20 protein-coding genes are annotated in these 26,440 nt (G+C 59.5%); 11 read left to right on the forward strand and 9 right to left on the reverse strand.

Annotated features, from left to right (window positions below; genetic code table 11):
• On the reverse strand, positions 1 to 1,659 hold the full coding sequence (locus tag BSF40_RS24620; RefSeq protein ID WP_095967173.1) for a bifunctional 3-(3-hydroxy-phenyl)propionate/3-hydroxycinnamic acid hydroxylase: 1,659 nt from the start codon (positions 1,657 to 1,659) through the stop codon (positions 1 to 3).
• Between the two features lie 477 nt (positions 1,660 to 2,136).
• Here BSF40_RS24620 and BSF40_RS32780 point away from each other — a divergent pair, with 477 nt between their 5' ends.
• From BSF40_RS32780 to BSF40_RS24650, 6 genes are all read left to right on the forward strand, one after another.
• On the forward strand, positions 2,137 to 2,544 hold the full coding sequence (locus BSF40_RS32780; RefSeq protein ID WP_172435749.1) for a hypothetical protein: 408 nt from the start codon (positions 2,137 to 2,139) through the stop codon (positions 2,542 to 2,544).
• A 248-nt stretch (positions 2,545 to 2,792) separates the two neighbouring features.
• Positions 2,793 to 6,179, forward strand: a complete 3,387-nt coding sequence (locus BSF40_RS24630; RefSeq protein WP_095967174.1) for an Ig-like domain-containing protein — start codon at positions 2,793 to 2,795, stop codon at positions 6,177 to 6,179.
• A 235-nt stretch (positions 6,180 to 6,414) separates the two neighbouring features.
• The gene (locus tag BSF40_RS24635) at positions 6,415 to 6,867 is read left to right on the forward strand and encodes a thiol-disulfide oxidoreductase DCC family protein (RefSeq protein ID WP_095967175.1); all 453 of its coding nucleotides are present in this window, start codon (positions 6,415 to 6,417) and stop codon (positions 6,865 to 6,867) included.
• Positions 6,868 to 6,980: 113 nt separating this feature from the next.
• Positions 6,981 to 7,853, forward strand: a complete 873-nt coding sequence (locus tag BSF40_RS24640) for a GNAT family N-acetyltransferase (protein ID WP_095967176.1) — start codon at positions 6,981 to 6,983, stop codon at positions 7,851 to 7,853.
• The gene (locus BSF40_RS24645) at positions 7,853 to 8,746 is read left to right on the forward strand and encodes a polysaccharide deacetylase family protein (protein WP_095967177.1); all 894 of its coding nucleotides are present in this window, start codon (positions 7,853 to 7,855) and stop codon (positions 8,744 to 8,746) included. The genes BSF40_RS24640 and BSF40_RS24645 overlap by 1 nt, the downstream gene beginning before the upstream one ends.
• A gap of 277 nt (positions 8,747 to 9,023) precedes the next feature.
• A complete protein-coding gene (locus tag BSF40_RS24650) occupies positions 9,024 to 9,512 on the forward strand; it encodes a GNAT family N-acetyltransferase (RefSeq protein ID WP_095967178.1) in 489 nt (162 codons plus the stop codon).
• Between the two features lie 317 nt (positions 9,513 to 9,829).
• Here the strand turns inward: BSF40_RS24650 and BSF40_RS24660 are convergent, their stop codons facing one another.
• From BSF40_RS24660 to BSF40_RS24685, 6 genes are all read right to left on the reverse strand, one after another.
• The gene (locus BSF40_RS24660) at positions 9,830 to 10,930 is read right to left on the reverse strand and encodes a polyamine ABC transporter substrate-binding protein (RefSeq protein ID WP_095967179.1); all 1,101 of its coding nucleotides are present in this window, start codon (positions 10,928 to 10,930) and stop codon (positions 9,830 to 9,832) included.
• 82 nt (positions 10,931 to 11,012) lie between these two features.
• Complete coding sequence (locus BSF40_RS24665) at positions 11,013 to 11,825, reverse strand: carbon-nitrogen hydrolase family protein (RefSeq protein WP_095967180.1); 813 nt, start codon at positions 11,823 to 11,825, stop codon at positions 11,013 to 11,015.
• Between the two features lie 660 nt (positions 11,826 to 12,485).
• Positions 12,486 to 13,682 (reverse strand): ABC transporter permease, encoded by a 1,197-nt coding sequence (locus tag BSF40_RS24670; protein ID WP_095967181.1) that lies wholly within the window; start codon positions 13,680 to 13,682, stop codon positions 12,486 to 12,488.
• Positions 13,682 to 14,893 (reverse strand): ABC transporter permease, encoded by a 1,212-nt coding sequence (locus tag BSF40_RS24675; protein ID WP_095967182.1) that lies wholly within the window; start codon positions 14,891 to 14,893, stop codon positions 13,682 to 13,684. Before BSF40_RS24675 ends, BSF40_RS24670 begins: the two co-directional genes overlap by 1 nt.
• Positions 14,893 to 15,579 carry an ABC transporter ATP-binding protein gene (locus BSF40_RS24680; RefSeq protein WP_095967183.1) on the reverse strand — a complete coding sequence of 229 codons (687 nt, stop codon included), beginning with the start codon at positions 15,577 to 15,579 and terminating at the stop codon, positions 14,893 to 14,895. Before BSF40_RS24680 ends, BSF40_RS24675 begins: the two co-directional genes overlap by 1 nt.
• Complete coding sequence (locus BSF40_RS24685) at positions 15,576 to 16,727, reverse strand: efflux RND transporter periplasmic adaptor subunit (RefSeq protein ID WP_095967184.1); 1,152 nt, start codon at positions 16,725 to 16,727, stop codon at positions 15,576 to 15,578. The genes BSF40_RS24680 and BSF40_RS24685 overlap by 4 nt, the downstream gene beginning before the upstream one ends.
• Before the next feature lie 363 nt (positions 16,728 to 17,090).
• On the opposite strand from BSF40_RS24685, the gene msrA reads away from it, so the two are divergent.
• The 5 genes from msrA (at position 17,091) to BSF40_RS24710 (ending at position 23,445) form a co-directional block, all read left to right on the forward strand.
• Entirely contained in the window at positions 17,091 to 17,597 is a 507-nt protein-coding gene (gene msrA, locus BSF40_RS24690) for a peptide-methionine (S)-S-oxide reductase MsrA (RefSeq protein ID WP_007973026.1), read from the forward strand.
• Positions 17,598 to 18,136: 539 nt separating this feature from the next.
• On the forward strand, positions 18,137 to 19,537 hold the full coding sequence (gene gabP / locus BSF40_RS24695) for a GABA permease (RefSeq protein ID WP_095967185.1): 1,401 nt from the start codon (positions 18,137 to 18,139) through the stop codon (positions 19,535 to 19,537).
• Between the two features lie 99 nt (positions 19,538 to 19,636).
• Entirely contained in the window at positions 19,637 to 20,758 is a 1,122-nt protein-coding gene (locus tag BSF40_RS24700; protein WP_095967250.1) for a GlxA family transcriptional regulator, read from the forward strand.
• Between the two features lie 468 nt (positions 20,759 to 21,226).
• Positions 21,227 to 22,423, forward strand: coding sequence for a serine hydrolase (locus BSF40_RS24705; RefSeq protein WP_095967186.1), 1,197 nt, complete (start codon positions 21,227 to 21,229; stop codon positions 22,421 to 22,423).
• 98 nt (positions 22,424 to 22,521) lie between these two features.
• Positions 22,522 to 23,445 (forward strand): transporter, encoded by a 924-nt coding sequence (locus BSF40_RS24710; protein WP_095967187.1) that lies wholly within the window; start codon positions 22,522 to 22,524, stop codon positions 23,443 to 23,445.
• Between the two features lie 80 nt (positions 23,446 to 23,525).
• Here BSF40_RS24710 and BSF40_RS24715 read toward each other — a convergent pair whose 3' ends face one another.
• Positions 23,526 to 24,554: an AraC family transcriptional regulator gene (locus BSF40_RS24715; protein ID WP_095967188.1), complete on the reverse strand. Its 1,029-nt coding sequence runs from the start codon at positions 24,552 to 24,554 to the stop codon at positions 23,526 to 23,528.
• Between the two features lie 323 nt (positions 24,555 to 24,877).
• Positions 24,878 to 26,203, reverse strand: coding sequence for a sigma-54-dependent Fis family transcriptional regulator (locus tag BSF40_RS24720; RefSeq protein WP_095967189.1), 1,326 nt, complete (start codon positions 26,201 to 26,203; stop codon positions 24,878 to 24,880).
• Positions 26,204 to 26,440 lie beyond the last annotated feature (237 nt).

Consider the following 26,440-nt stretch of genomic DNA (forward strand, 5'->3'; position numbering starts at 1 on the left):
TCAAGCTCGCAATCGGGTGGGCTCATTGATAGTAATGGAAACGCGGTCAGGCGTGGCGTCATCACTCATCAGCAGACCCCAACAGTCTCCTAGGAGTCTACTGGCCTCTGTGCCAGGGACGTGATGCATGATGATACGGTCAGGGCGAACGGCGACCAGCGTTCCTTTTGCAGCCAGCGGCAGGATGTCATGGTTCATGTCTTCGATGAAGTCACAACGGCCGCCGGAACGTTGACCGCGGGGTCTGACCGCCAGGAAGTGGCCCCCCATCTTTTCCCAGGAAACGATCTGATCAGTGGTGAGCAGCGACAACGGGTCAACACCGAATCCAACCAGGGTCAGGTTGTCTCCCAGTGCATCGTCGCTCAGCTTGATCTGCTTTTGCAGGGTGCGAACCCAAGCCTGGGGAAACAGGCTGCCACGGACCAACTTGTCACCCCTGCGATGCTGCACGAACAGGCCGTGCTTGAAGATGTTTTTCGGCTTGATGTCCAACTGCTCGAAGTACCTTCTGGTAGCGGGGGTCAACGCCAGCGTGCGCATCAGGCCGTGGATGAAGAATGCGGCGATCCTGTTCTTTGGCATCACCAGGCGGCCCATGAGCTTTGCCAGATCGATCATGGCCCGGGCATGCGGGCGGCGCTCTGCATCATAGGTATCGAGTATCGCAGGCGCGGCATGGCCACGAAGAACCCAAGCCAGTTTCCAGGCAAGGTTGGCGCCGTCACGAAGGCCCGCTACGAGACCTTGTCCCACAAAAGGAGGGGTGATGTGTGCGGCGTCGCCGACCAGGAAAGTACGTCCCTTGCTGAATCTATTGCAGCAACGCGCGTGGAATCGATAGACCGCCTTGCGCTCGATTTCCAGTTCCTGCGGATCGACCCATGGCGCAATGAGACGCGCGATGCTTTCCGGGCTTTCCAGCTCCTCCCGGGATTCGCCGGGCTGCAGCATGAATTCCCAGCGCTCCCTGCCACCGGGGGCGGGCATGTGCGGCGTGGGCCGCCGTGGATCACAGATAAACTCGATGTGATCGATGGCTGACTGATGCCGGTTCCTGGCATCGACAATCAGCCAATCCTCTGCATAGGTTTGCCCTTCGAACTCCTGGCCGATCAGAGCCCTGACCCTGGAGCTGGCGCCATCCGCGCCGATCAGGTACTGGGCGCGAACGGCATGCGACTGCCCATTTTCATCCCGTACGGTGGCGACCACGCCGTCCGCTTCTTCAACCAGACTCTCCAGCTCGAAACCACCCAGGCTGGTCACTGATTTGAGTCGGGCAACCTGGCCACGCATCGCTCGTTCGAGGTCGGGTTGATAGAACGTCACAAGCTTGGGATGGCCATCGATGCACCCTTGAGTATCGGCTCGACCGAATTGCCCGAGGACCGGAGAGTGCATTCTCACTTCAGGGATAGCGATCTTCTCGAAAGCGTCCTCCGACAATCCGGCGAGTTGCAGGATGCGCAGGGCCTCGTTGTCCAGAGCAATGGCACGAGGCATCAGGACGATTTCATGGAGCTTGTCCAGCACCAGGGTCGTAACCCCGTAGCGGCCGAGCAGCGCCGCGATTGTCACCCCTACCGGACCGTTACCGACGATCAGTACATCGACGGTGGAGGAAGGCAATTCGCAAACTTTCTTGTTGTTGTTCATCTCGAGCCCTTGTTGTGATTGAAGTCGTGAGGCGCACAGGTCTCATCGTCAGGCAGGGTCAAGGTATGCAATATTGATGAATATTTCAATATTGACGTAATTTTCATTTTTAGCTTCAAGCCATTGCCAGACCACATCGGGAGGCATGCCGAACAGCCCTTCGCAACGGGCAGCTTTCGGCCAGGCGCTGTCGCCGACGAGCGGCAGCCTTGCGGTGGCCCAATGCGCTAGCCTTTAAACGCGCTGTGATTGATGAAGCGAAAACCGCCGGTCTCTACGTCTTCGGCGGCGGAATCGACGACGACGTACCGCCCATACTCGTCTCTGCTGACGGCGCGGTTGCAATGGGCGGCCATCCTTGGGCGACCAGGAACTGCGCGTCTTCGGGTTCGACCCGCAGTCCTGAGGGCAGCACTGAAACCGGCAAATGCGGCCTGACACTTCATTCATTGCAGATCATCACAGGTACGCCCCACCATGCGAAATCCACTCAAGCATTCAAGAGTTCGTTCTGGTTTTTTACTGGGTGTTATCTCAATGGGGCTGACCGCTTGCACCAGCGACGAGAACATGACTGCAGCGACCAAAGAAATTACTCGACCACCTGTCGATGACAGCGAGACGTCGTCTGTGCGAATCACAACCAGTTGGCTGCAACACTCACTTAGCCAAACGGGTTGCCTTCAGCACGCCAGAGCGGCGCTTACAAAAGCGAGGTATTTTGTTGAAGCCGGAGACAGATCAGTCTATGGGTTGCGTGAAGGCATGACTTTTGCGATTCGCTGCGACTACGAAGGCGTTGCTTTTCTCGCAGTAGCTTATCGCCACAGGCCAAGTACTCAAACCCAGGATCGGATCCTGAATGAAATCACCAGGCTATTTTAAGGGAAACCGGGCCCCTGCTACCGCCATAAATGGGGCACTACACCCACCCAGCCGGGCGTTTACCACCAAACCTGAGGAATATTCCCCACTCCCCTTCTCTGGCTTGAAAACACACAAAAACTGCCTGTTAATTGCATTGAACTTTTTCTTCACCCCAAGGTAGTGGCTCATTAGTTGCACACCCCCTGATACCCGCAACAGTTCGTCCCGGCCATTGAAACGACGGGACATCACGCGAGGGGTGAAAAATGAAACGCGCGACTCCACCTTGCGATTCCTTCGGCTTACTGCGCAAATCAAGCCTGCCTTGTGCGATGTTCCTTACCCTGGCCATGGCAGAAGCCGCGCCGCTGGATGATTTCGGCCCGCCACCACCGACAGACCCCTCGGCGTTTACCAACCCACCGGCCGACCCCAAGGCCGCGCTGGAAGCCATAGAGGCCATGCCACCCGCCAACACGGGCGCCTTTGCCCTGCCCAATGGCGTTTTTGGCACTCGCACCACGCCAACGGTCGACAACGTACTGCCGCCAAACCTGCAGACCTCCTTCAAAATCCCCACCAACGGCAAGCCCAGCCCGTTGTTCGGGGCCCAGCCGTACACCCAGCAATTGCTGCTGTTCGAAGAATTCGGCACGGAAAAACTCGACCCGACACTGCCGCCGCCCACCCTGACCTTCCCGGTACCGATCGTCGGTCCGGCGCCCCAGCAGGATCCGAACAATATTGCCCGCAGTGGTCCTTCGGCCGCGGCGCTGGAAGCCTTCATGCGCCAACCGGGGCTGTACCCGTTTCCGTCGCAGTTTTCCAACGTGCTGGACCGCAACCCGTGGAAAGCGCAGATCGAAGCCTTCCTCAACCGCCATCCGGTCGGCTCGCCGGCCGAGGGGCGTCCGCCAGGAAAAGGCTGGTCGCACCAGCGCTGGAACGAGTTCTACCCACAGGTCGCCTTCAAGACCGCCCAAGCAGGCGCCAAGCTCAACGGCGGCATGCGCGACCGTCGGCAATTGCACAACTATGCGGTCGGTGAGTTCGGGCCAGGCGGACTGTACAACCAGACCTCGGACAACCCGATCATCGCGGGCACCACCAAAAGCATCGACACGCGCTTTCATCCCAACATGCCGATCCAGAATCACAAGGCGCTCTGGACCTTCGACGGTACCTTTCCGCCAAAACTGTTGATGGTGCGCTACGGCCAAGCGGTGCTGATGCGTCACTATAACGCCCTGCCGATCGATCCATCGGCCAACATGGGGTTTGGCCTGCACACCCTCAGTACCCACGAACACAACGGCCACTCCCCCGCCGAAAGCGACGGCTTTGCCAATGCGTTTTTCTTTCCGGGGCAGTACTACGACTATCGCTGGCCGATCCAGTTGGCTGGTTACGACAGCATCAATACCAGCGCCCAGGATCCCCGCGCGGCGTTCCCCTGTTCCCCGGGGGAAACCCTGTATGTCAACGATGCCACGCCGGGCCTCAAGACCTGCAACAACGGCACCATCAAGATTCGTGGCGACTGGCGCGAAACCATGAGCACCCACTGGTTCCACGACCACATGCTCGATTTCACCGCGCAGAACGTCTACAAGGGCAGCGCGACGATGATGAACTACTACAGCGCCCTGGATCGCGGTAACGAAGCGTTTGTAGACGGCGTCAATCTGCGCCTGCCCAGCGGCTCGGCCTTGCCCTGGGGCAACCGCGACTACGATGTGAACCTGGTTGTGGCCGACAAGGCCTGGGATCAGAACGGCCAACTGTGGTTCAACCCCTTCAACACCGATGGTTTTCTCGGTGACCAGATGCTGGTCAACTGGCAGTACCTGCCGCGCCTGAACGTGCGGGCGCGCAGCTATCGCTTCCGCATCCTCAACGGCTCGGTGTCACGTTTCTTCAGGATCGCACTGGTGCGTGAAATCATCGGCACCGGTGGCGAATTCCCTGGCCCCACAGGTTCCGGCCTGTCTTACACCCGCGTGCCGTTCCACTTGATCGCCAACGACGGCAACCTCATGGAACACGCCGTGCCGTTCGACGGCAGCATGGATCTGGACGCCGACGGCGACCTGCAGGACCACAACGCCATCCTGCCCTCCATGGGTATCGCCGAGCGTTTCGACATCATCGTCAACTTCTCGAAATACGGGATCAGGACTGGCGACAAGCTGTACTTCGTCAACCTGATGGAGCATCACGACGGCAAGGGGCCGGAAAGTCTGCCGCTGAGCCTGGCCGATGTCCTGTCCGGCAAGTACAAGGCGGTGCTCAAGCTGGGCAGTAACGGCTTGCAATGGGAGAACGGCGACCCGGCGGTGGGCAAGTTCATGCAGATGGTGGTCCAGCCTTATGCCGGCCAGGACGTGAGCATGAACCCCGCCGACTTCGAACCCGCCAAGCCGGGCAAGCCGGCGGGTAAAAGCATGATCCCGCTGCCCCTCAACCGTGACGACCCGGTGGTGCAGGCCAAGCTCAACGCCGCGCGGCATCGCGAGTTCATCTTCGGCCGTTCCGACGGTACCGACGAAGAACCCTGGACCATCAAGACCGACGGCGGTCTGGGCTTCCAGATGGACCCTCGGATCATCAGCGCCGCTCCGCAACTGGCCACCGGTCCGACCCCTGCCGGATTCTCCGGCGACGGCACCCTGGAAGTGTGGAAAATCAGGAACGGCGGCAACGGCTGGAGTCACCCGGTGCACGTGCATTTCGAAGAAGGCGTCATTCTTAACCGTGACGGCAAGGCGCCGCCGGAATGGGAAAAATGGGCGCGCAAGGACGTCTATCTCATCGGCCAAGGCATCGACAGTACGGAGGCCGTGGACATTGCGATCCGCTTCCGCGAGTTTGCCGGGACCTACCTGGAGCACTGCCACAACACCCAGCACGAGGACACCTCCATGCTGCTGCGCTGGGATGTCGAGCACCCCGGCCAGTTCCAGTTGATGCCAACCCCCCTGCCCGGATGGGACGGCGTCACCTACGTCAATTCCGCTGCGCTGCCGACCTTCCGCACTGGCGATAGACGTGAAGAGGACGGCGATAACCAAAAACCGATTGCCAACCCCGACAGCGCCATCAGTAACACCGGCCAACCGGTGATCATCAACGTGCTGGCCAACGACACCGACCCTGACGGTAACGTGCCACTCAAAGTGGTGGGACTGGAGCAACCGGACTCCGGCAAGGGCGTGGTCAGCACCGACGGTCTGCGCGTGATCTACACACCACCGGCCACGGTCCCCGCGCCGTTCACCGCGACCTTCTCCTATAGGGCCAGCGATGCCAGGAACGCGGAATCGGCACCGGCGACGGTGTCCGTGGCGGTCTCGGCAGGGGTCGTCGAGAACCTGATCGTCACCAGTGCCACCGTCACCGCCCGCAGCAACAGCCGCTGGTATTGGGTCCTGTCCGGCACCACCTCCCGTGGCACGGGCAATAGCATCACGGCGACGGCCACGACCACAACCGGCACGGTGAACCTTGGCACCGCCACCCTGACCATTACGCCGACAGGCGCGCGCTGGAATATAGCGGTGACAACCGTCGGCAGCGGCCCGTCGGCTGCCCCGACGGCGACCATCAAGTCGGCCTTAGGCAAAACCGTGACGGTGCCGGTCGTGAAGAACTGAGTACAACCACGCTTTAGCGACGAGGGCCTCCCTGAGGCCCTCTTGCTACAAGCACATTGACAACTGACCTGGTTGTAAATCTCAAGAAGACCGACATTTCAAGCCGTAGCTCGAAGGATGTCCGCTTTGGGTTGTCGCCCCCCCTCCGTGACCGAGCGCAATCAGCCAATTGCAGACTTCAACGCCGGCGCGCGGTTATGATCGGGGATACCCAGGCGCCCTTGGACCCACGCTCATGCCAGCCTCGAAAACCCTCCCCTCCCCCGCGCCGCTGCTCAAACCCGGTGAGACGGTGGTGTTGTTCGACGGTGTCTGCAAGCTGTGCAATGGCTGGGTGAGGTTCGTGATTCGCCATGACCGTCAGCGGCGCGTGCGGTTGGCGGCGGTTCAGTCACCCGAGGGGCAGGCGCTGCTTGCCTGGGCAGGTCTGCCCATGGATCAATTCCACAGCATGGCGGTGATCCGCGACCGATACTACTGGGAGCGTTCGCAAGCTTTTTTCGAAGTCTTTGCCCAGTTGCCCGCCATCTGGCGCCCCGTGAACCTGTTGCGCATCATCCCTCGCCAACTTCGAGATTGGGCCTACGACCGCATTGCGCTCAATCGCTATCGGCTCTTCGGGAAATACGACACCTGCCTGTTGCCGGATCCGGATCATGAACAGCGCTTTTTGAAAGCGTCCCGGTGAACGCCTTAGGGCGACATCACGAGCTGGATCATTACCCGGCTTGAAGCTATACCGAAAGGGTTCCGGGCGGGGATGGACCACACGCTCGATTAGCGACTGAGGAGAATTTCACGGTGTCGAATCAGCTGGTCATACGCAACATGACCCGTCCCGAACTGGACGAACTCGTCGAGTGGGCTGCCCGTGAGGGCTGGAACCCCGGCCTTCACGATGCCGAGCTGTTCTGGGCCACGGACCCTGCCGCCTTCATCGCGGCGTCCCGGGGCGAGGAATTGATCGGCGGTGGCGCCATCACCTCCTACCATGGCGAATTCGGTTTCATGGGTTTTTTCATCGTCCGGCCCGAGTATCGCAGCCAGGGCCTGGGCAATACCCTCTGGCACGCACGCCGCGAGCGACTCCTCGCCCGCCTGCGCCCGGGCGCGAGCATCGGCATGGACGGCGTCTTCGCGATGCAGGACTACTACGCCAAGGGTGGTTTCGTCTTCTCCCATCGCAACCTGCGTTTTCGTGCCGAAATCACCGAGCGCCCGACGACCTCCCAGGCAGACGACCAGGACATCGTCCCGTTGGCCGCTTTCCCGTTCGATCAGGTGGTCGATTACGACCGCACCTGCTTCCCCGCCCCGCGCGCAACCTTCCTGAGCGGGTGGATAACCCAGGCCGATGCACTCGCCGTGGGTTGTCGGCGCGAAGGCAGGCTGAGCGGCTATGGCGTAATAAGGCGCTGCCGGGAAGGCTGCAAGATCGGTCCCTTGTTCGCCGATGACGCCCTGGCGGCCAATGCCCTCTACGCGCGCCTGGCGGAATTTGCGCAGGGTGGCCCGCTGTTTCTCGATGCCCCGGAGAACAACCCCGCCGCGATGGCGCTCGTGCGCCAACAGGGCATGACCGAGGTGTTCGGCTGCGCACGCATGTACCTCGGCCCGCCTCCGGCGATCGCGCACGAACGTGTGTTCGGCGTCACCACCTTCGAGCTGGGCTGATGTCCGCCCGCGACCTCATCGGTTATGGCGGCCGTCCACCCCACCCGCGATGGCCCGGTGAAGCGCGCGTCGCGGTGCAGTTCGTACTCAACATCGAAGAAGGTGCGGAATCCTGCCTCGTCAATGGCGATCCCCAGTCCGAAGCCTGGCTTCACGAGCTACCCGGCCGCCCGCCGCGTGTAGGGGAACCGGACTTGAGCGTCGAGGGCATGTACGAATACGGATCGCGCGCAGGGGTGTGGCGCATTCTGGAACTGTTCGGCGCCCGAAGCCTGCCGCTGACCGCCTTCGCCGTCGGCCGGGCACTGGAGCTCACCCCGGCGATCGGCCAGGCGCTCTGCGCGGCCGGGCACGAGATTGCCGGGCATGGCTACCGTTGGCTGGACTATCGCGACATGCCTGAAGATCAGGAGCGTCGCCATATCCGCCTCACCCTCGACGTGATCGAACAGGCCTGCGGCAAACGCCCCGTCGGTTGGTACACAGGAAGGGTCAGCCAGAACACCCGTCGCCTGTTGCGTGAGGAAGGCGGGTTTCTCTACAGCTCGGACGCCTACAACGATGACCTGCCCTACTGGCTCCCGGGCTCGCCCGCCCACCTGGTGATCCCCTACACACTGGTCAACAACGACGCCCGCTATCTGCTGCCGAACGGCTTCGCCTGCGGTGAAGACTTCTTCCGGCTGCTCAAGGATGCGTTCGACCTGCTGTGGCAGGAAGGCGCGCAACACCCGAAGATGATGAGCGTCGGCCTGCATGGGCGGATCAGTGGCCATCCTGGTCGTGCGATGGCGCTGGCGCGCTTTCTCGATTACGTGCAAGGCCACGACGCGGTGTGGATCTGCCGGCGCGAAGAGATTGCCAGGCACTGGATAGCCCGGTTCCCCGCCTGAGTGGGGTTCGCAACGGCCTGAGCCACGCAGGCTTGTCAAAATCCCCCGTTCTGCATCAGGCGCCCTGCTCCGCCTTGAACATCGCCGAGGCGGTGCCTGCCACTGATGTGCGTTTTGGGTCGGTTTCAGCCGATCATGGAAGGCAAAAACCGACCCAAAGCTGATGGTGGCGACAGGCAGAAATCGGCCATTTGCGGACATGCCATTGCTTTCCATCACCGTGCGCTAGCCTTGGGACTCAGCTAAATTACTGATTCATGGAGCTTAGAGACGAGCAATGAAACTGAACCACAGGCCAGTGAAGGCTAGCGACGTAAAAATGATCTGCGGCTTTCCTCAGAACGCTCAAGAGTTGTTTTTCATGTTTCCGAAGGCGCACTTCCCGCTGACGGAAACGCAGTTGATTACCGCAATCTCCCAACGCTTCGACTCTACCGTCGTGGAGATCAATGGGACTGTCGTTGGGTTTGCCAATTTCTATCGAGCTGAACGCAATGGCGTTTGCTGTATCGGCAATGTCATCGTCTCGCCGAGCGCTCGGGGCGAAGGAGTGGCCACGTTTATCGTGGAGACGATGACCGGCTTGGCATTCGAACGTTACGGAGCCAACGAGGTGCAGATTTCCTGTTTCAACGAAAACACGGCAGGGCTGCTGCTCTACCCCAAGCTTGGATTTGTGCCTTATGCCATTGAGGAACGACCCTCTTTGGGAAACAGCCGATCGGCCCTCATACACATGACGCGTAGCAGAAGATCGACCGGTTGAACACACGGTCGATTGCTACCCTGATGACAGGCAGAAATCGGCCGATTGTGTTGAAAAAGTCGGCCATGGTTTCCACGGCAGAAAAGTACGCGCTTGAGATTGAAATCTTTAATTTGAGCAGAGGATTCCGGGCTCGGATTTCACGTAGCGGCGCGCAAAAAACGCATTTTCAGCGATCAGTATGTGAGCGATCTGGAAGAACCGACTTTTTCAACAGAATCGGCCAAAAGCGGACACTGTCTTTGTGCATTAACCTCTCAATCAAACCTCCCTGCGGCTTGCCCTGAAGCAAGCAGCGAGAAGGCGATCAACGGGATTCAGGTTCCGCTTTTAACCTTGCTCCAGACCCGGGTACGAATGCGCTCAATTTTGAGAGGAAGAGGCTGGTCGGGGAACAGCGTGGCCAGGGTTGCTGCCGGAGGATAGACGTCAGGATTGTTTCTCAGCCCCTCATCGACATAGAGCATGGCGCTCTTGTTGCCGTTGGGATAACCCAAGTAATTGGAGCTTTTAGCGATGATCTCGGGACGCATCATGTAGTTGATGAAATTCATGCCTTGCTCCGGATGGGGAGCGTCCTTGAGCAACACCAGAGTTTCCACCCATACCGACGAGCCTTCGCGCGGAATGCGGTAGGCCAGTTGGCGACCGTTATTGGCCCGTTCGGCGTTGACCTTCGCGTCATATACCCCACCCGACCAGGCCACCACGGCGCAAATATTGCCGTTGGCCAGGTCAGTGATGAACCGTGACGAATCAAAGTAGGTGATGTAGGGACGGATTTTGAGCAGTAGCGCTTCGGCTTTTGCATAGTCATCTGGGTTCTTGCTGTCGGGTGGCAAGCCGAGATAATGCAAGGCGATCGGAATGATCTCGCTTGGGGAATCGAGCATCGCAACACCGCATTGGCTGAGCTTGGCGATGTTTTCTTCCTTGAAGATCAGATCCCAGGAATCCACCGGGGCAGCCGCACCCAGTACCTTGGCCACCTGATCCACGTCATAGCCGATGCCCGTAGTGCCCCACATGTAGGGGATCGCATAGCGATTACCGGGATCGTTCTGCGCAACCTTGGCGAGAATCTCGGGATCAAGGTTCGACCGGTTGTTCAATTGGCCGCCATCCAGTTCCTTGAGTACGCCCGCCTTGATCAGGTTGGGCAGCGCACTGCTCGTCACCACCACTACGTCGTATCCGCTCCGTCCAACCATCAACTTGCTCTGCATCACTTCAGAGCTGTCAAAGGTATCAAGCACCATGGGTGTACCGGTTTCCTTCTCGAATTCCTTTGGCGCTTCGGGGGCAATGAAGTCATACCAGTTGTAAAAGTTCACACTTGGGGCCTGCGCCCAACTGGCGCCCATGCCCAGCCCGAAGAAGGTAAACAGGCTAACGTGCAGCAAACGCATAGATTTCATGGGGTGCTCCTGGCGAATCGGCCTTCGATCGGGGATCCGCTGCAAAATTGTTCTTATTTGAAATCGAAACAGCATTCGCCGCTCAGGGAATCAATAACTCGCGGCGACCATCCGGCTGTACATTGAGAGCACCGTGTAATTGCAAGCGTTTCTCCGTGCGATAGTCATAGAGTGCGCGTGCCGGGATGATCCGCGTCATGTCCAATTCCACGACATGTCGACACTCCTGCGATCCGGCTTCAAACAGTCGCTGGCCGAACGGGTCGACCACCGTACTGCCCCCTGCGAAGATTTCACCTGCGCCCTCGCCGACCCGGTTAACCATGGCGGCGAAGACCTGATTTTCCTGGGCTCTGGCGGCAACGGCGGTATGGTGCACGTGGCCGTAAGGCTCCATGTTGCCATCAGTGATTAGAATCAGCTCAGCGCCGAGTGCCGCCAATGCGCACGCACTTTCCGGAAATTCGATGTCATAGCAGATCAACAGCCCGATACACACGCCGCGCCATTGCACTGTCGAAAAACGGTCGCCTGGCAGTACGAGGGCGGGTTCGCCAACCCACAAGTGAGTCTTTCGATAACTGAGCGCCACGCCTTCCGGGGTTATGAATAACGTGGTGTTGTAGAAGCTCTCGCCATCGCGTTCGATCAAACCCACAACCACCGCGATATCTCGCTCCCGGGCGACAGCGCAGATCGCCTGGACGCTGGGCCCGGAAACGGGCTCGGCGAACCGGGCAATATTCTCGTGGCTTAGAAAGCCGGTGATATACGACTCGGGGAAAATTACGATATCGGTGCCAGGTGCGCTTTCGGCAATCGTTCGCAGGATGCGTTCCAGGTTGTAAGCGACATCGCCATCGCGACCCGCCAACTGTACGAGTTCAAGTTTCATTGTCAGACCTTCAGGTAAATAGCGTCCTGGCCAGGAAGCGGATGACTTTGTCAAAGGCCCAACAAGTATGCGTATCGTGAAAAAAGTTCCTATCACGCAGAATAAGTACCCCCAAAGGGGTAGAAGACGGAAATGACAGGGAAGTACCGCTGAAGAATCCAGGCGATCTTTTGCATCGACCGATTGAATCCACACTCGATTGCAGACCTTCAGGAGGGGCAGCTATCGGCCGACACTGTGTAAAAACGTTTTCGACCAGTAATAGCGGGCTGAGTCGTGTCAAATAACGCACGCCAATTTCAGGTCTTCCGACTGACCGCAACACCGGCTGATTTCACGTAGCAACGCAGACTTCAAAATGGCACCTGCGTTTTTACACAGCCTGGGCCATTTGCAGTCGTTAGCGAACGTCTGCAATGGTCGGTTGCAGCCCTTCGTTACAGGCCTCAACCGACCCTAAGCGATCACTCGAAACATTGATCAACGTAAACCCGTAGGAATGTATCCTCTATGGACACTCTGAATTCCGAGGACTTGTTGCCGGAGTTTTGCACTCGGTTTTTGCCGCCGCCCCCCCATTAAAATCACCAGCCCAGCGCCGGCGTTTTCGTTTTCGTCACCCAGCGCACAGCCAGCCCCTCAGGCTCATTGGCCTGGCTGCTATTCACTGCGCAGAGCCGCCACCGGATGCAGGCGGGCCGCCCGCAGTGCCGGCGCCAGGCCGGCGAGAATGCCGAGCACCGCCGCCAGCAGCAGCGCCAGCAGCAGAAACATTGGCTGCAGCGCCAAGGGCAGGCTCGGCATGGCCAGGTGCAGTAGCCCGAGCAGCAGGCCCATCAACAGCAGACCCAGCAGACCACCGGCCAGGGACAGCAGCGTCGCTTCGGCGAGAAACAGCCCGAGCACCTGCCGCGGACTGGCACCAATCGCCCGCAACAGGCCGATTTCCGCCGTGCGCTCGCCCACAGTGGTGGTCATGATGGTGAGAATGCCGACGGCGCCGACCAACAGGGAAATGCCCCCCAAGGCACCGATGGCCAGGCTCAGGGTGCCGAGAACGCGGTTGAAGCCGCGCAGCATGTCGTCCTGGGTGCTCAGGCTGAAGTCCTCCTCGCCGTGCCGTTCGCCGAGCACCTGGCGAATCTGCCCGCTCAGCGCCCGCGAAGTGGTGCCGGCGCCGAACACCACATGGACTTTGACCACCCCGGTGCGGTTGAACAGGCTTTCGGCCCAATCCACCGGGATGTAGGCGATATCGTCGAGGTTGAAGCCGAGCAACTGGCCCTTCTGCGCCATCACGCCGATCACCCGGAAACGCACGCCACCGACGCGGATCAGCTCGCCCAGCGGATTGCGTGCACCGAACAGCTCGACTCGCAGCTGATGGCCGAGCACCACATAGGGCGGCGAACGACCGTCACGGGCCACGGGCAGGAACTCACCCATGCTCAGCCGCATGCGCCAGGCCTGCGCCAGCTGATGGCCGCCACCGAGAATGTCGCTGCGCCGGCTCAGTTGACCGAACTGGACATCCCCGCTGCCCGGAATGATCGGCACCGCCGCCTCGACATGCGGCAAGCGCCGCAGGGCGTCGGTATCACTGAGGGTCAGTGGCCGTACGCTGCCGAGCAGACCGCCGAGGCCACTGGTCTGGGTCTTGCCCGGGCGCACAGTGATGATCCGCGTACCAAACTGCGAGAAGTTCTCCAGCACATAGCCGCGCACGCCTTCGCCTATGGCCGTGAGCAGCGCCACGGCGGCTATCCCGATCGCGACCCCGAGCAGGGTCAGCAGGCTGCGCAAGGGTCGACAGGTCAGCGCCGAGCTGGTCAGCCGGAAGCCATCTTGCCAGCGCATCAGTGCGCTCCCGGCGGGCGTAGCGCCGCCACCGGCTCCAGCGCTGAGGCCCGCGCGGCCGGCAGCCAGGCAAACAGCAGCGCCGTGACGAGAGCCAGCAGCACCGCGCTGGCCCGCGCCCACCAGGGTGCATAGAGCGGCAGATCGAACGCCAGGCGCCCCAGCCAGAGCAAGGTTTCGGCCAGCAGCAGCCCCGCCAGCGCCCCCGCCAGGGCGAGCAGCGCCGCCTCGCCGAGGAACAGCAGACGCAACTGCGCCGCCGTCACACCTATGGCTTTGAGCAGGCCGATCTCGGCGCTGCGCTGACTCACCGCAATCCAGGTCACGTTCATGATCAGGATGCCTGCCACCAGCAGGCTGATCGCGGCAATCCCGGCCACCGCCAGGGTCAGCACCGTGAGTATCTCGTCGAAGGCGCTGAGCAGGCTGTCCTGGCTGATCAGGGTGATGTCTTCCTCACCCTCGTGGCGCTCCTTGAGCGCGGCGAGTATCTGCCGCTTGCTGCGCTCGAGAAAGCTCGGTCCACGCACCTCGACAAACACTCGCAACAACCCCTCGCGATTGAACAAGGCCTGGGCATTGGCCACCGGGATGATCAACATTTCGGCGAAATCCATCCCCAGGGATTCGCCCCGCTCACTGAGGATACCGACCACCCGAAAGCGCCGGTCGCCGGCGCGCAACCATTCACCCAGGGCCGGGCCCGCACCGAATAGCTCGCGCCGGAGTTTGCCGCCGATCACGCAGACGGCCTCGGTCTGCTCAGGGTCCAGCTCGGGCAGGGGCTGGCCCTGGACGACCGTCAGTTGGCGAATCGCGAAGAAGTCCCGGGTGGTGCCCAGGGTCAGCACCTCACGATTGCGATTACCGACTATCACCTCCATCTGCCCGGCCTGCATCGGCGCGACCCGGCGGATGCCCGGCAACCGGGTGATGGCCTGGACGTCCTGCAAGGTCAACTCGTGCGGCGTCAGTCCGGTGAGCGGCGGCATGCGCCCCGTGGTTTCCTTGCGGCCCGGGAAAACGATCAGGATGTCGCGCCCGAGCAGCGAGAACTCGTTCAGGACGAAGGCCCGCGCGCCCGCGCCGAGACCGGTGAGCAGATTGACCGCCACCACCCCGATAGCGATGGCCAGCAGCAGCATCAGACTGCGCGAGCGATGCCCGCGCAAGGCGCCGAGCCAGAAGGCCAGGGCATCGGCGGCGCGCATCAGGCCAGCGCCTGCTGCGACGCGGCACTGTGGATCCGCCCGTCACGCATGTGCAACTGGCGCTGCGCGCGGGCGCCCAGGCTGGCATCGTGAGTCACCACTATCAGGGTCAGCCCCTCCTCGTTGAGCTCCTCCAGCAGGGTGAAGACTTCGGCGCCGGCCTGGCTATCGAGATTGCCGGTGGGCTCGTCGGCCAACAACAGCGCCGGTTGCATGACCATCGCCCGGGCGATGGCAACGCGCTGACGCTGACCACCGGACAGCTCGCCCGGGCGGTGGGCAATGCGATCGCCCAGCCCCAGGCGCGCCACCAATTGGCTGCTGCGCTTGCGCCGTTGCGCCGCGCCGATGCCGGCGAGGACCATCGGCAGTTCGATGTTTTCCAGCACCGTCAGCCGTGCGATCAGGTGGTAGGACTGGAACACGAAACCTATCAGTTGGCTGCGCAATTGGGCGCGCCGCGCCTCGCTCAGCGTCGCCGTGGCCTCGCCCTGCAGCCAGTATTCGCCGGCGCTCGGCGCATCGAGCAAACCGAGGATGTTCAGCAGGGTCGACTTGCCCGAGCCCGACGGGCCCATCACCGCCATGTAATCACCGGCGGCGATGTCCAGATCCAGGCCGTCCAGCCCCATCACCTGCTGCTCGCCCAACTGGAAGGTGCGGCTGCCGCCGCGCAGGCGGATCATTGCTGAGTCTCCGCCGCATCCACCGGGATCACCGACACGGTGTCCTTGAGCCCTTCCTGCTCGAGGCTGGCGACTATGCGCGCGTCCTCGTCCAGCCCTGCGAGCACTTCGGTCCAGCGCCAGTTGCTCAGCCCGGTTTGCACCTCCACCTCGCGCAACACCCGGGCGCTCGGGTCATAGCGCAGCACGCGCTGCCCCTCCAGCAGGGTCTCGGTGGGGATGCGCAAAGCACGTTCGCGCTGCTCCAGGAGGATCTCGACATCGGCGCTGTAGCCGGTGAGCAGGACCAGATCGGCCGGCGGCTGGTCGAAGCGCACCTCGACATCGACGGTGCGCGCCTGTTTCTCCAGTTCACGCACATAGGGTGCGATGCGGCTGACGCGGCCGGCGAATTGCTGGCCACGGAAGGCATCCAGGGTGATCCGCACCGCGGTTCCGGGGCGAACCCGGGCAGCGTCCACCTCATCGATCGGTGCCTCGACATACAGGCAGCTGTCGTCGATCAGGTCGACTGCCGGCGGCGTGGGAATACCCGGCGGCGAAGGGGTGACGAACTCGCCGAGTTCGCCGTTGATTTCTGCGACTATGCCGGCGAATGGCGCACGCAGGGTCGTCTGCTCCAGCAGTGAACGCTGCAACTGCAGGCTGGCGTCGGCCTCGCGGATCAGCACGGCACTGGCATTGCACATCAGCTTCGCCAGGTTAGCCTTGGTCTCGGCCTGATCGAGGCGATCGGCGGCAACCAGCTTGCGGTCGGCCAGTTGGCCCAGGCGATCGAGGTCGCGTCGGTCCAGATGAGCCTGCTGACAGCGCTGTTCGCGGGCGTTGCGTTGGGCCTCCAGTCGCGCCTCGGCCTCCTGCAACCGGGCCTGCTGCTCGACCTGCCGCAAGCGCATGAGCACCTGACCCGCCTCGACCCGCTGGCCCTCGGCGATCAGCAACTCGGCAACCTGGCCGCCGACATTGAAGGACAGATGCGAGCGCCGACAGGACTTCAGCGTACCCGCGCGGGTGTTGGCCACCAGCGTCTCCACCGGCCCGCGCTCAACCTCCAGCAGCCTGACCGGCAACGGCTGTGGTCGACTCAACCAGCCGCCCAGTACCACCAGACAGGCCAGAATCGACGAGCCAATCAATAATCTGCGCATGGACTGTACCTCCTCCCCACATGGCTTGAGCCTAGGTCAGGAGGGTAAAAGCTCAACGCAAAACGTCATTTATCCGACGTTTTTCAGACGAGCGTCAGACTAGCGCCAGATAAATGGCGAATGAGATTTATTTCTCTCGCAACGGCTGTTCGCCAGCCATGCCAACTCAATAGAATTCCTTGCCGCGGCGACGCTGCGACGTCGAAATATCTCCGCAAACTGTGCCACGCTTTGCCCATACCCGAATGTCTTCAAGCCGCCAGGAGCGGTCATTCCAGTCCTGTTTGCGCGAAACCTTGGAATTGGCCAACACGCCCTCATAACAGTGGCTATACACAACGTCCCCGAGAGGAAGGACAGACCATGACCAGACAAACCGAAACTGCCATTCTCGCCGGCGGCTGCTTCTGGGGCATGCAGGATCTGCTGCGGCGCTATCCTGGTGTGCTGCACACGCGGGTCGGTTATACCGGCGGCGATGTGCCGAATGCCACCTATCGCAACCATGGCAACCACGCCGAAGCCATCGAGATCGTCTTCGACCCTGCCGTGATCAGCTACCGGCAGATCCTTGAGTTCTTCTTCCAGATACACGACCCAAGCACGCCCAACCGTCAGGGTAATGACCAGGGCCCCAGCTATCGTTCGGCGATCTATTACCTCAATGAACAGCAACGCGACATTGCCGAGGACACTGCTGCCGATGTCGATGCTTCACACCTATGGCCTGGCCGAGTAGTCACCGAAATAGAACCGGCCGGGCCTTTTTGGGAAGCGGAACCAGAGCACCAGGATTACCTCGAACGCATACCGAATGGCTACACATGCCACTTCATCCGCCCGAACTGGAAGCTCCCCAAGCGCGCCTGAACGTCGAGTTTATGAGGCGCAGAGGAGACCGATTCTGACCGCTAGCTGCCTTTCGCGAAGGGCAGCTCTGGATTGATGGATGTCTCCTCTCGGCAAAATTTTCGGGCGCTGTGGACACTATCGAGCCATTAGACACAAAGCGTCCCCTCTATTTGTCGTCCCTGCCTTGCGGTCGCAACCTGATAATCGTGGCGCATCTCCGTCCAGCCGCACCGAGTCCCCCGACCTTATTAAAAGCCCCCTCAATGAACCGGGATGATCACCCTTGGCCGCGTAGTGACTCGTTGGTTTTCATCGTGAACACAATGACTTCCCGTGTCGATATCAGACACGGATGTGGCGTGATCAGATAACTGAATCATCGGACAGGCCGGGTAAGGTGGCGCACCTTTTCATCGAAACGACCACGTCACGATGATGGGCTTGATAAGAACTGCAGCGTTTGAAGGGTGCTTCTTTCCGGAAGCCCGGAAGGCAGCAACGATGATCTGTTGCCCTAACCATCCGCTTAAATGTCGATCGGCAGAGAAAAAAAACCAATGATTAGCCCGAGCTCCAAGGATTCGAGTGGCCAATTGGCGCAGGGCTTCAAGCCTCGTCACGTAACAATGCTGTCAATCGCCGGTATTATCGGCGCCGGTTTATTCGTTGGCTCAGGACACGCCATTGCGGCGGCCGGCCCGGCGGTCCTGCTGGCCTATCTATTCTCTGGCCTGCTCGTCGTCCTGGTCATGCGCATGCTCGGTGAAATGGCAGTGGCCAACCCGGACACCGGCTCTTTCTCCACCTATGCCGACCAGGCCATCGGCCGTTGGGCCGGCTTCACCGTCGGTTGGCTCTACTGGTGGTTCTGGGTGCTGGTGATCCCTATCGAAGCGCTGGCCGCCGGTCATGTATTGAACCAGTGGTTTCCCCAGATCGATGCCTGGCTGTTCGCCCTGGTGTCGATCATTGCACTGGTGGTGACCAACCTGTTCAGCGTGTCCAAGTACGGCGAATTCGAGTTCTGGTTCGCCATGGCCAAGGTCGTGGCGATCATCGGTTTCATCGGCGTAGGTTTTGCCGTGTTGATGGGCTGGGTTCCCGATCGGGAAGTCAGCGGATTGAGCGGCCTGATGGCCGCGCACGGCGGGTTTGCTCCAAACGGGCTGTCGGCGGTAGTCGGCGCCTTCATCACCATCATGTTCAGTTTCATCGGTACCGAAGCGGTCACCATCGCCGCCGCCGAATCCGACAACCCCTCGCAGAACATTGCCAAGGCCACCCGTTCGGTGATCTGGCGCATCGGGGTGTTTTACCTGCTGTCGATTTTCGTGGTCATCTCCGTGGTGCCCTGGAATGACCCGCTGTTGGCTTCGGTAGGCTCCTACCAGCGGGCCCTGGAAATCATGAACATTCCCCACGCCAAGTTCATGGTGGACGTGGTGGTGCTGATCGCCGTGGCCAGTTGCATGAACTCCTCGATCTACATTGCCTCGCGCATGCTGTACTCGCTGGGCCGTCGCGGTGATGCGCCGAAGGCGCTGAAGGCGACCTCCTCCGAAGGCGTGCCGCGGGCAGCCGTCATCGCCAGCACCGTGTTGGGCGCGGCGATCACCGTGTGGAGCTACTTCATGCCCGCCGGGTTGTTCGAGTTCCTGCTGGCCAGTTCCGGCGCGATTGCCCTGGTGGTGTACCTGGCCATTGCAGTGTCGCAGCTGCGCATGCGCCGGATGTTGCGTCGGCAGAACGTCGAGCTGACCTTTCGCATGTGGCTGTTTCCCTGGCTCACCTGGTTGGTGATCCTGTTCATCTGCGCGGCGCTGGCGGTGATGATGGCCTCCCCTGATCACCGTACCGAAGTGAGCACGACCATTGGCCTGGCGCTGGCGATTTCCTTTATCGGCCTGGTGACATCGCGTCACCCCGCGCAGGCTGCAAGCGTGACGTCGGCGGGATAAACCAGCGAGGTCGTTGCGCCGAACCTGATACCCCCTTCGCCAGGACAGGGGGTATTACCCGCTCCTGTGTCACAGGCCGTCATCGCTTTTTGTGAGGACATGACCACGATGTCATCGAACTCCACCGTGTCCGACGGGAAGACTCAATCCGTCGGTTTTCTGCTGCTGGACAAATTCACACTCATTTCCCTGGCGTCGGCAGTAGAACCACTGCGCATGGCCAATCAGTTGTCGGGGCGAGAACTGTATCGCTGGCATACGTTCAGCCCCGGTGGAGAGCCGGTCTGGGCCAGTGACGGCGTGCAGATCACTCCGGATGCTTCATGGAAAAATCCATTGGTGGCGGACACTGTAATCGTGTGCGGCGGTATTGGAATCCAGAGCGTGATTACCCGCGAGCACATTACCTGGCTGCAAGCCTTGGCGCGTCAATCCAGGCGGCTGGGAGGCGTGTGCACCGGTAGCTGGGCGCTCGCAAAAGCCGGGCTGCTCGACGGCTACGAGTGCAGTGTGCATTGGGAGTTTCTGGCCGCCATGCAGGAAGCTTTCCCGCGAGTCAGCATCAGCGCGAGCCTGTTCACCCTCGACCAGAACCGCTTTACAAGCTCCGGCGGAACGGCCCCCATGGACATGATGCTGCACCTGATCGGTCGCGATCATGGTCGTGAATTATCCGCAGCCATCTCCGAGATGTTTGTTTACGAGCGCATACGCAACGAACAGGATCATCAGCGCGTTCCACTCAGACATATGCTCGGAACTCATCAGCCCAAACTGCAAGAGATCGTCGCGTTGATGGAGGCCAATCTCGAAGAACCGATCGACCTCGATAACCTTGCAGAATACGTTGACCTGTCACGTCGACAGCTGGAGCGGCTGTTTCAGAAATACCTTCACTGTACGCCGTCACGCTACTACATGAGGTTACGTCTTGTTCGAGCGCGACAACTGCTCAAGCAAACATCATTGTCGATCATTGAGCTGGCGTATGTATGCGGTTTCGTGTCGACACCCCATTTTTCCAAATGCTATCGCGAGTACTTTGGTGTTCCACCCAGTGAGGAGCGTTCCGGCTCTGAAACGAGTCGCAAACTGGCAACGCTTGCGACTACACAGCCGTCATTGACCAAACCGCTGACAGCGCTCGACCAGGCGCGAAACGAATCGACCTTTGCCAGTGTTCGAATGATGGATCGTTCCGGTTTGGCAGAGTCGTACTGATCGGCCGCCCCGGCCGCATCTTCCGTAGTGCATGAGCTTACTCAATAAGATCACGCAGCAGATTTGACGTGCACATGGGTGTTCCACCCAAAATCCAGGTCGGTGAAACATGGGTTTCTTGGCGATCCTGCACCTCTATGGCCCGACCAAGGGCTTCTTCGACAAGACGTGGAAACCTCGCCCCGTAAGTAACCGCTTCCAAGTCGCCCCGTGCGGCGTACCAAATCGCCCGCCAGCGAGCACTCAAATCTGGCCTCAGTCGCTTACACAGCACCCATCTGCGCGGTACTTGAATAAGTGCCTGACTCCGACATCCTCTGCCGGCAGCCGACAAACACTCTGATTCTATTTTCGTACTCTCCACTGGCCCGACGCTCATCCCTTGACGTCGGCCCAGTCAGTCCTACCACTGCCCTGCCATAGGCTCTAGCCGAGCGGACTATAGGTTGGGTTTAAGGAGAATAAAAAATGAATCCAGGTCTTACATCATCACTCAACCACTTGCTCGATACCGTCACGGCTGGACAGCAACGCGTCCCAGGCGTAGTCGCAGCAATAACCGGGCGCGACGGTTTGCTCTACGAGGGTGCATCGGGACAACGAATGTCCGGTCAAGCAGGTGCAATGACGACCGACAGTGTTTTCGCCATGTATTCCACGACGAAAGCGATAACCGCCACGGCAGTGCTGCAGTTGGTCGAAGAAGGTCGACTCGACCTCGATGCGCCTGCCAGGACCTATGTACCGATGATCGGCGAACTGAAGGTGCTCGAAGGGTTTGATAGCGACGGCACTCCACGGCTTCGCGCTCCCAAAAATCACATTACAACCCGAATGCTTCTGCTTCACACGGCAGGCTTTGGTTATGAGTTTTTCAACGAAAACTACAACAGACTGGTTCAGGAACAAGGACAACCCAGCGTCATCGGCGGGTCGCTGGCAGCACTGAAAACACCCTTGCTGTTTGAGCCCGGCGAACAGTGGGAATACGGCTCCAGTATGGATTGGGCCGGCCTGGTGGTGGAGGCCATTACTGGCAAACGTCTGGGTGACGTTATGCGACAGCGTATTTTCGAGCCACTGGGCATGACCGATACCGCGTTTACCATGACCCCGTCGATGCTCCAGCGACGGGCTGGCATGCATCAGCGGGAAGAGGATGGATCGCTGACGGCAATCGAGGACTCCATTGTTTCGCAGGAGCCCGAAGTGCACATGGGCGGTCATGGCCTGTTTTCGACTGTGAAGGATTATTGCCTGTTTATCCGTGCCTGGCTTAACGATGGGCAGGGTGATCACGGAAGGATCCTGAAACCGGAAACGATTCGCTTCGCTGAAAAAAATGGCCTTGAAAATCTGAAAGTCAAAGCCCTTCCCGGCGTTATTCCAAGCATCTCTAACACCGCGGAGTTTTTCCCGGGCATGCCCAAGTCATGGGCGTTGAGTTTCATGATCAACGAACAAGACGCCCCCACCGGCCGACCTGCGGGCTCTTTGGCGTGGGCCGGATTGGCCAACCTTTACTATTGGATCGACCGCAAGAACGGCATCGGTGGTTTTTGGGCCACCCAGATATTGCCATTCGCCGATCCTGTTTCGGTCAATGCGTATCTGGATTTCGAAACGGCGGCCTACCGCCATCTGATCCACCAAGCCAGTAGCTGATTCGCCTTAAGTCCTATGAGAGCCCGCCACGGGCTCCAGGCGATGGTGCAAAAAACTGTTCCCTCTCTGAAAACCAACAAAAACAAAAACGGTGACTCATGGAGCTCTCCATACGTACTCCTGCGCGCGTTCGATCCTTGGTATGCGCGTTTGACACTTCAATGTTTGGTGCCGGCCTTGCGATGGCCATGCTGGCGGGCAACGCCCAGGCCGTCGATGTGGATGCCGGCGAATACGCTGCTGCGCTGCCAGCCGGCAGCAACATCGGCTTGCTTTACCTGCAACATGCGCAGCGGCGCTCGCTTTACAGTGATGGCCACAAGGTTGCGGTCAAAGCGGGGCTCGACTCGGATATCGGCATACTGCGAGTCGCAAATTACCAACAACTGGGTGACTACACCGTCAATTCGCAGTTCCTGTTGCCCTTCGGTCGCCTGGAAGGTACACGCGATAACGACTCGTTGGGACAAACCAGTGGCGTGGGTGATCTGATCCTGGCGTCTACCCTGTGGCTGGTGAATGACCCGGCAAAAAACCGTTACTGGGGTATTGCTCCCTACCTGTACGTGCCGACCGGTAACTATGACCGAAACGATGCACTCAACCTTGGCGAAAACCGTTGGAAGCTGATATTGCAAACGGGTTATGTGACCGGTCTGACTGAAAAACTGTCCCTGGACCTCACCGCTGATGTGACCTTGTTTGGCAAAAATGACGACTTCTCGAGTCAAGGTCTGACATTGCGCCAGAAACCGCAATGGCAAGCCCAGACCTACCTGAGGTACGCCGTGACACCCAAGCTGTCGGTGCATGTCGGTGCGTCTCAACTCTGGGGTGGTGAGACACGCCTTGACGGACAGGATCAGAACGATGAACCCGACACCAGTAAGTTCCGTGTCGGGGGATCCTACTGGCTGACCCCTGCCTTCCAGGCCTTGGTCAATTACGGCCAGGACGTCTCGGTCGACAACGGTTTCAAGGAAAAGCAGCGGGTTAACCTACGGCTGTTGTGGGTGTTCTGATCCGCAGCAAATGACTGGATTCCTGGGCACCGAGAGCGGCTTCGACACAGCTCTCGGTGCCCTTGTCCTTCGTCAAATCGCTAGCGCAGCCGGCGCCGCAAGGTTTGGGAGGGTAACTCGCTGAAACGCTTGCGATAGCACCCCGCAAATTCACCCAGATTCAAATATCCCCAGCGAAAGGCGACAGACGAAACGGTCGTGCCCGACTCCGGATCCGTCGCCAATAAATCGCGCCGCGCCCCCTGCAATCGCTGCTCGCGCAAGAATGCACCGGGCGTCATACCGCGAAATCGTGAGAAGGCACCACTCAATGCCCGCACACTGGTCCCGACCGCACTGGCAACCTCTGCCATCGTCGGCAGGCTCGCGGCATTGGCACTCATGAACTCTTCGGCGGCTCTGACGTAACGGGGTGCAATCCGATTCATGGGACTACTGAAATCAAACCCGGCTTGCGCGGCGCGGCCAGCCCACTCTTGCAGCAGATGAACGCAAAGACTTTGCTCCAGGTGAGCCCCCATACGCCCTTTAGCCATGTGTTCGGGTGCCTCCGCCACACAACGAACCGTGTACTCCAGCAGACTTAGCCAGCTCGAACCAACGCCGCCAATGACGCACTTGTGTCTCCAGAACTGATCATCGGGCACGAACCCAAACCACTGCTGTGCCATCTGCTCCAAAAGCCCATGAGGAATGGTCAGATTCAGCTGCAAGTGATCCGGGTCAAGGTCGATCCGGTAATCGACACGACTGCAATCGGCGATGAAGGATCCTCCCACAGCCGTATCTTCAGTGACAGAACGCTGCACCCAGTGCCGGGCATTGCCGCGAATGGTCGTGAGCAAAAGTGCATTCCCGGCTTCTGGCGAAAAATCATCGACGCACACCGCCACGCCATAGGCAAAACGACTCAGCGTCAACTCGCCAATCCTGGACGAATGCATGGTTGCGTGGGGCTTGATTGCATGCCCTTTTGGGGACACACGATAGGGCATATAAACGCGGCTCGACCAGTCGCTGATTTCATCCCATTCGGTTGAATAACTTTTATGGTGCTGGCGTATCGGCATGCCACTGGCATCGATTAACAACGCATGGTCGAGAAGCATAGAGACACCTGTTTTTATTTTTTTAGGTTCGGGTAAATACGCAGCGGTGATCTTGGCGTTACCAAACACACTCGACCATTCCGAGAAGCTGAGGTTGGTGGCCTCGCAGTCGTTTGTCAGGAGTGGTCATGATTATGCAGTTAGCACACGCCATACCAAGAGGGGATATCTTGTTTTTATCTTTTTATAACAACTACTTAAATAGCAGCCTGCCAAGGCGCGGGATGCCTTGGCAGGTTAATACGCTGCCAGGATGGCAGTCATTGGCAGTCATTGGCAGTCATTGGCAGTCACTGGCAGTCGTGCAGCGTGAGCGCCAGATACTAGACCAAACCTTGTACTTTCAGTCGTCTGTACAAAGTACGCTCGCTGATACCCAGGTGCTTGGCAAGCTCACTGCGGGTACCTATAAAAGTAGCAAGTGCCTGTTCCAGCGTGCTGCCATCGAAAGGATTGGAAGTAGAGGCCTGCGCGGCCATCACGACGGATGCCTGAGGTAAATGTATGGAGCGGATCACACCATCGTCAGCAAACAGGCTCGCTCTTTCTAGAACATTGCGTAGTTCACGGATGTTGCCCGGCCAGGCAAAACACTGCAATTGCATCAGAGCATCAGCTTCTATCGTCATCCGGCGCTTGCCGGTACTGGCACGCTGTAGAAATGAGTTCACCAGCAAACCAATGTCTTCAACTCGGTTGCGCAAGGGTGGTAACTGAATTGGAAAAGCGCTGATGCGGTAGTACAGGTCCTGCCTGAACTCACCTTTCTCCATCATTTTTTCCAGTGGTTTGTGGGTCGCAGCAATTAACCTGAAGTTAGCATGAAGGGTCTCAACACTGCCGACACGGCGATAAGTGCCCGACTCAATCAGGCGCAAGAGTTTTACCTGCATTGCCAGCGGAACATCGCCAATCTCATCGAGAAACAACGTGCCGCCTTGGGCCGTTTCAACCAAGCCAGGCTTACGTGCGGTGGCACCGGTGAATGCTCCTTTTTCATGGCCGAATAGCTCGCTCTCAAATAACGTTTCGGTCAAACCAGAACAATCAACGACTACAAAGGGTCCAGTGGCCCGCTCACTGGTTTCATGTACGGCGCGGGCGAACAGTTCTTTGCCCGTGCCGGATTCGCCTAGCAGCAGTACCGGCAGCATTGATGGTGCCACCCGCTGCAGCTCCGACAGGGCAAGGTTAAAGGCTGGTGAATGGCCAACCAACCCTTCGTTGCTGGGTCGCGCGGATGCGCCGCGAACCAGTGTGAGACGCTCCACATAGGCGGTAATAACACCGTGCTCGTCTAGAATCGGGCGCAATTCGACGTCGACATGCTCTGGACCACGAGGCGTATGGTGAATGTGCAAAACACGATCCGGTCCGCGCATTTCCTGCGCCTTTTTCATCGGACAGTTCTCCCCCGCCTGATCACAAGGTACATCGTAATGGTGTGAAACCTGATAACACTTATGGCCGATAAAGGGTTTGTCAGCGCTGCCGAACTGCCGCTGATAGGCGGTGTTGGCAGCCAGGATGTTGTAGTCCGGATCGAGCACGATCATCGGATGTGGTTCGTGCTCAAGAAACGAAACAAGTGACTGCACTTGATCCGGGTGCAAGAGTGCGTTGGTTGGGGTGGGCAGGATAGTCTTCATAGTGGTTCCTAAGAATCCATCCATCCTGTTGTGGCATCGCCACTTCTGTCAACAAGCACTGCCAATGGCAGTGACTGGTCAGGTGCAATGCAAATGGGTGGTCAAGTAGGGTGTAATTTCCCAACCAAACACCTCAGGTACGAAAGCACCTTCCGATACCTGGGAATCGAGGTTGAAAGCATCCGATTTACGCGTTGCAAGCCCTCCTGGCAGGGCAAGCGTATTAAAGTGAATCGC

Origin of the sequence: Pseudomonas sp. ACN5 (assembly GCF_002303975.1) — a bacterium.
In the GTDB taxonomy this organism is placed as follows: Bacteria; Pseudomonadota; Gammaproteobacteria; order Pseudomonadales; family Pseudomonadaceae; genus Aquipseudomonas; species Aquipseudomonas laurylsulfatiphila.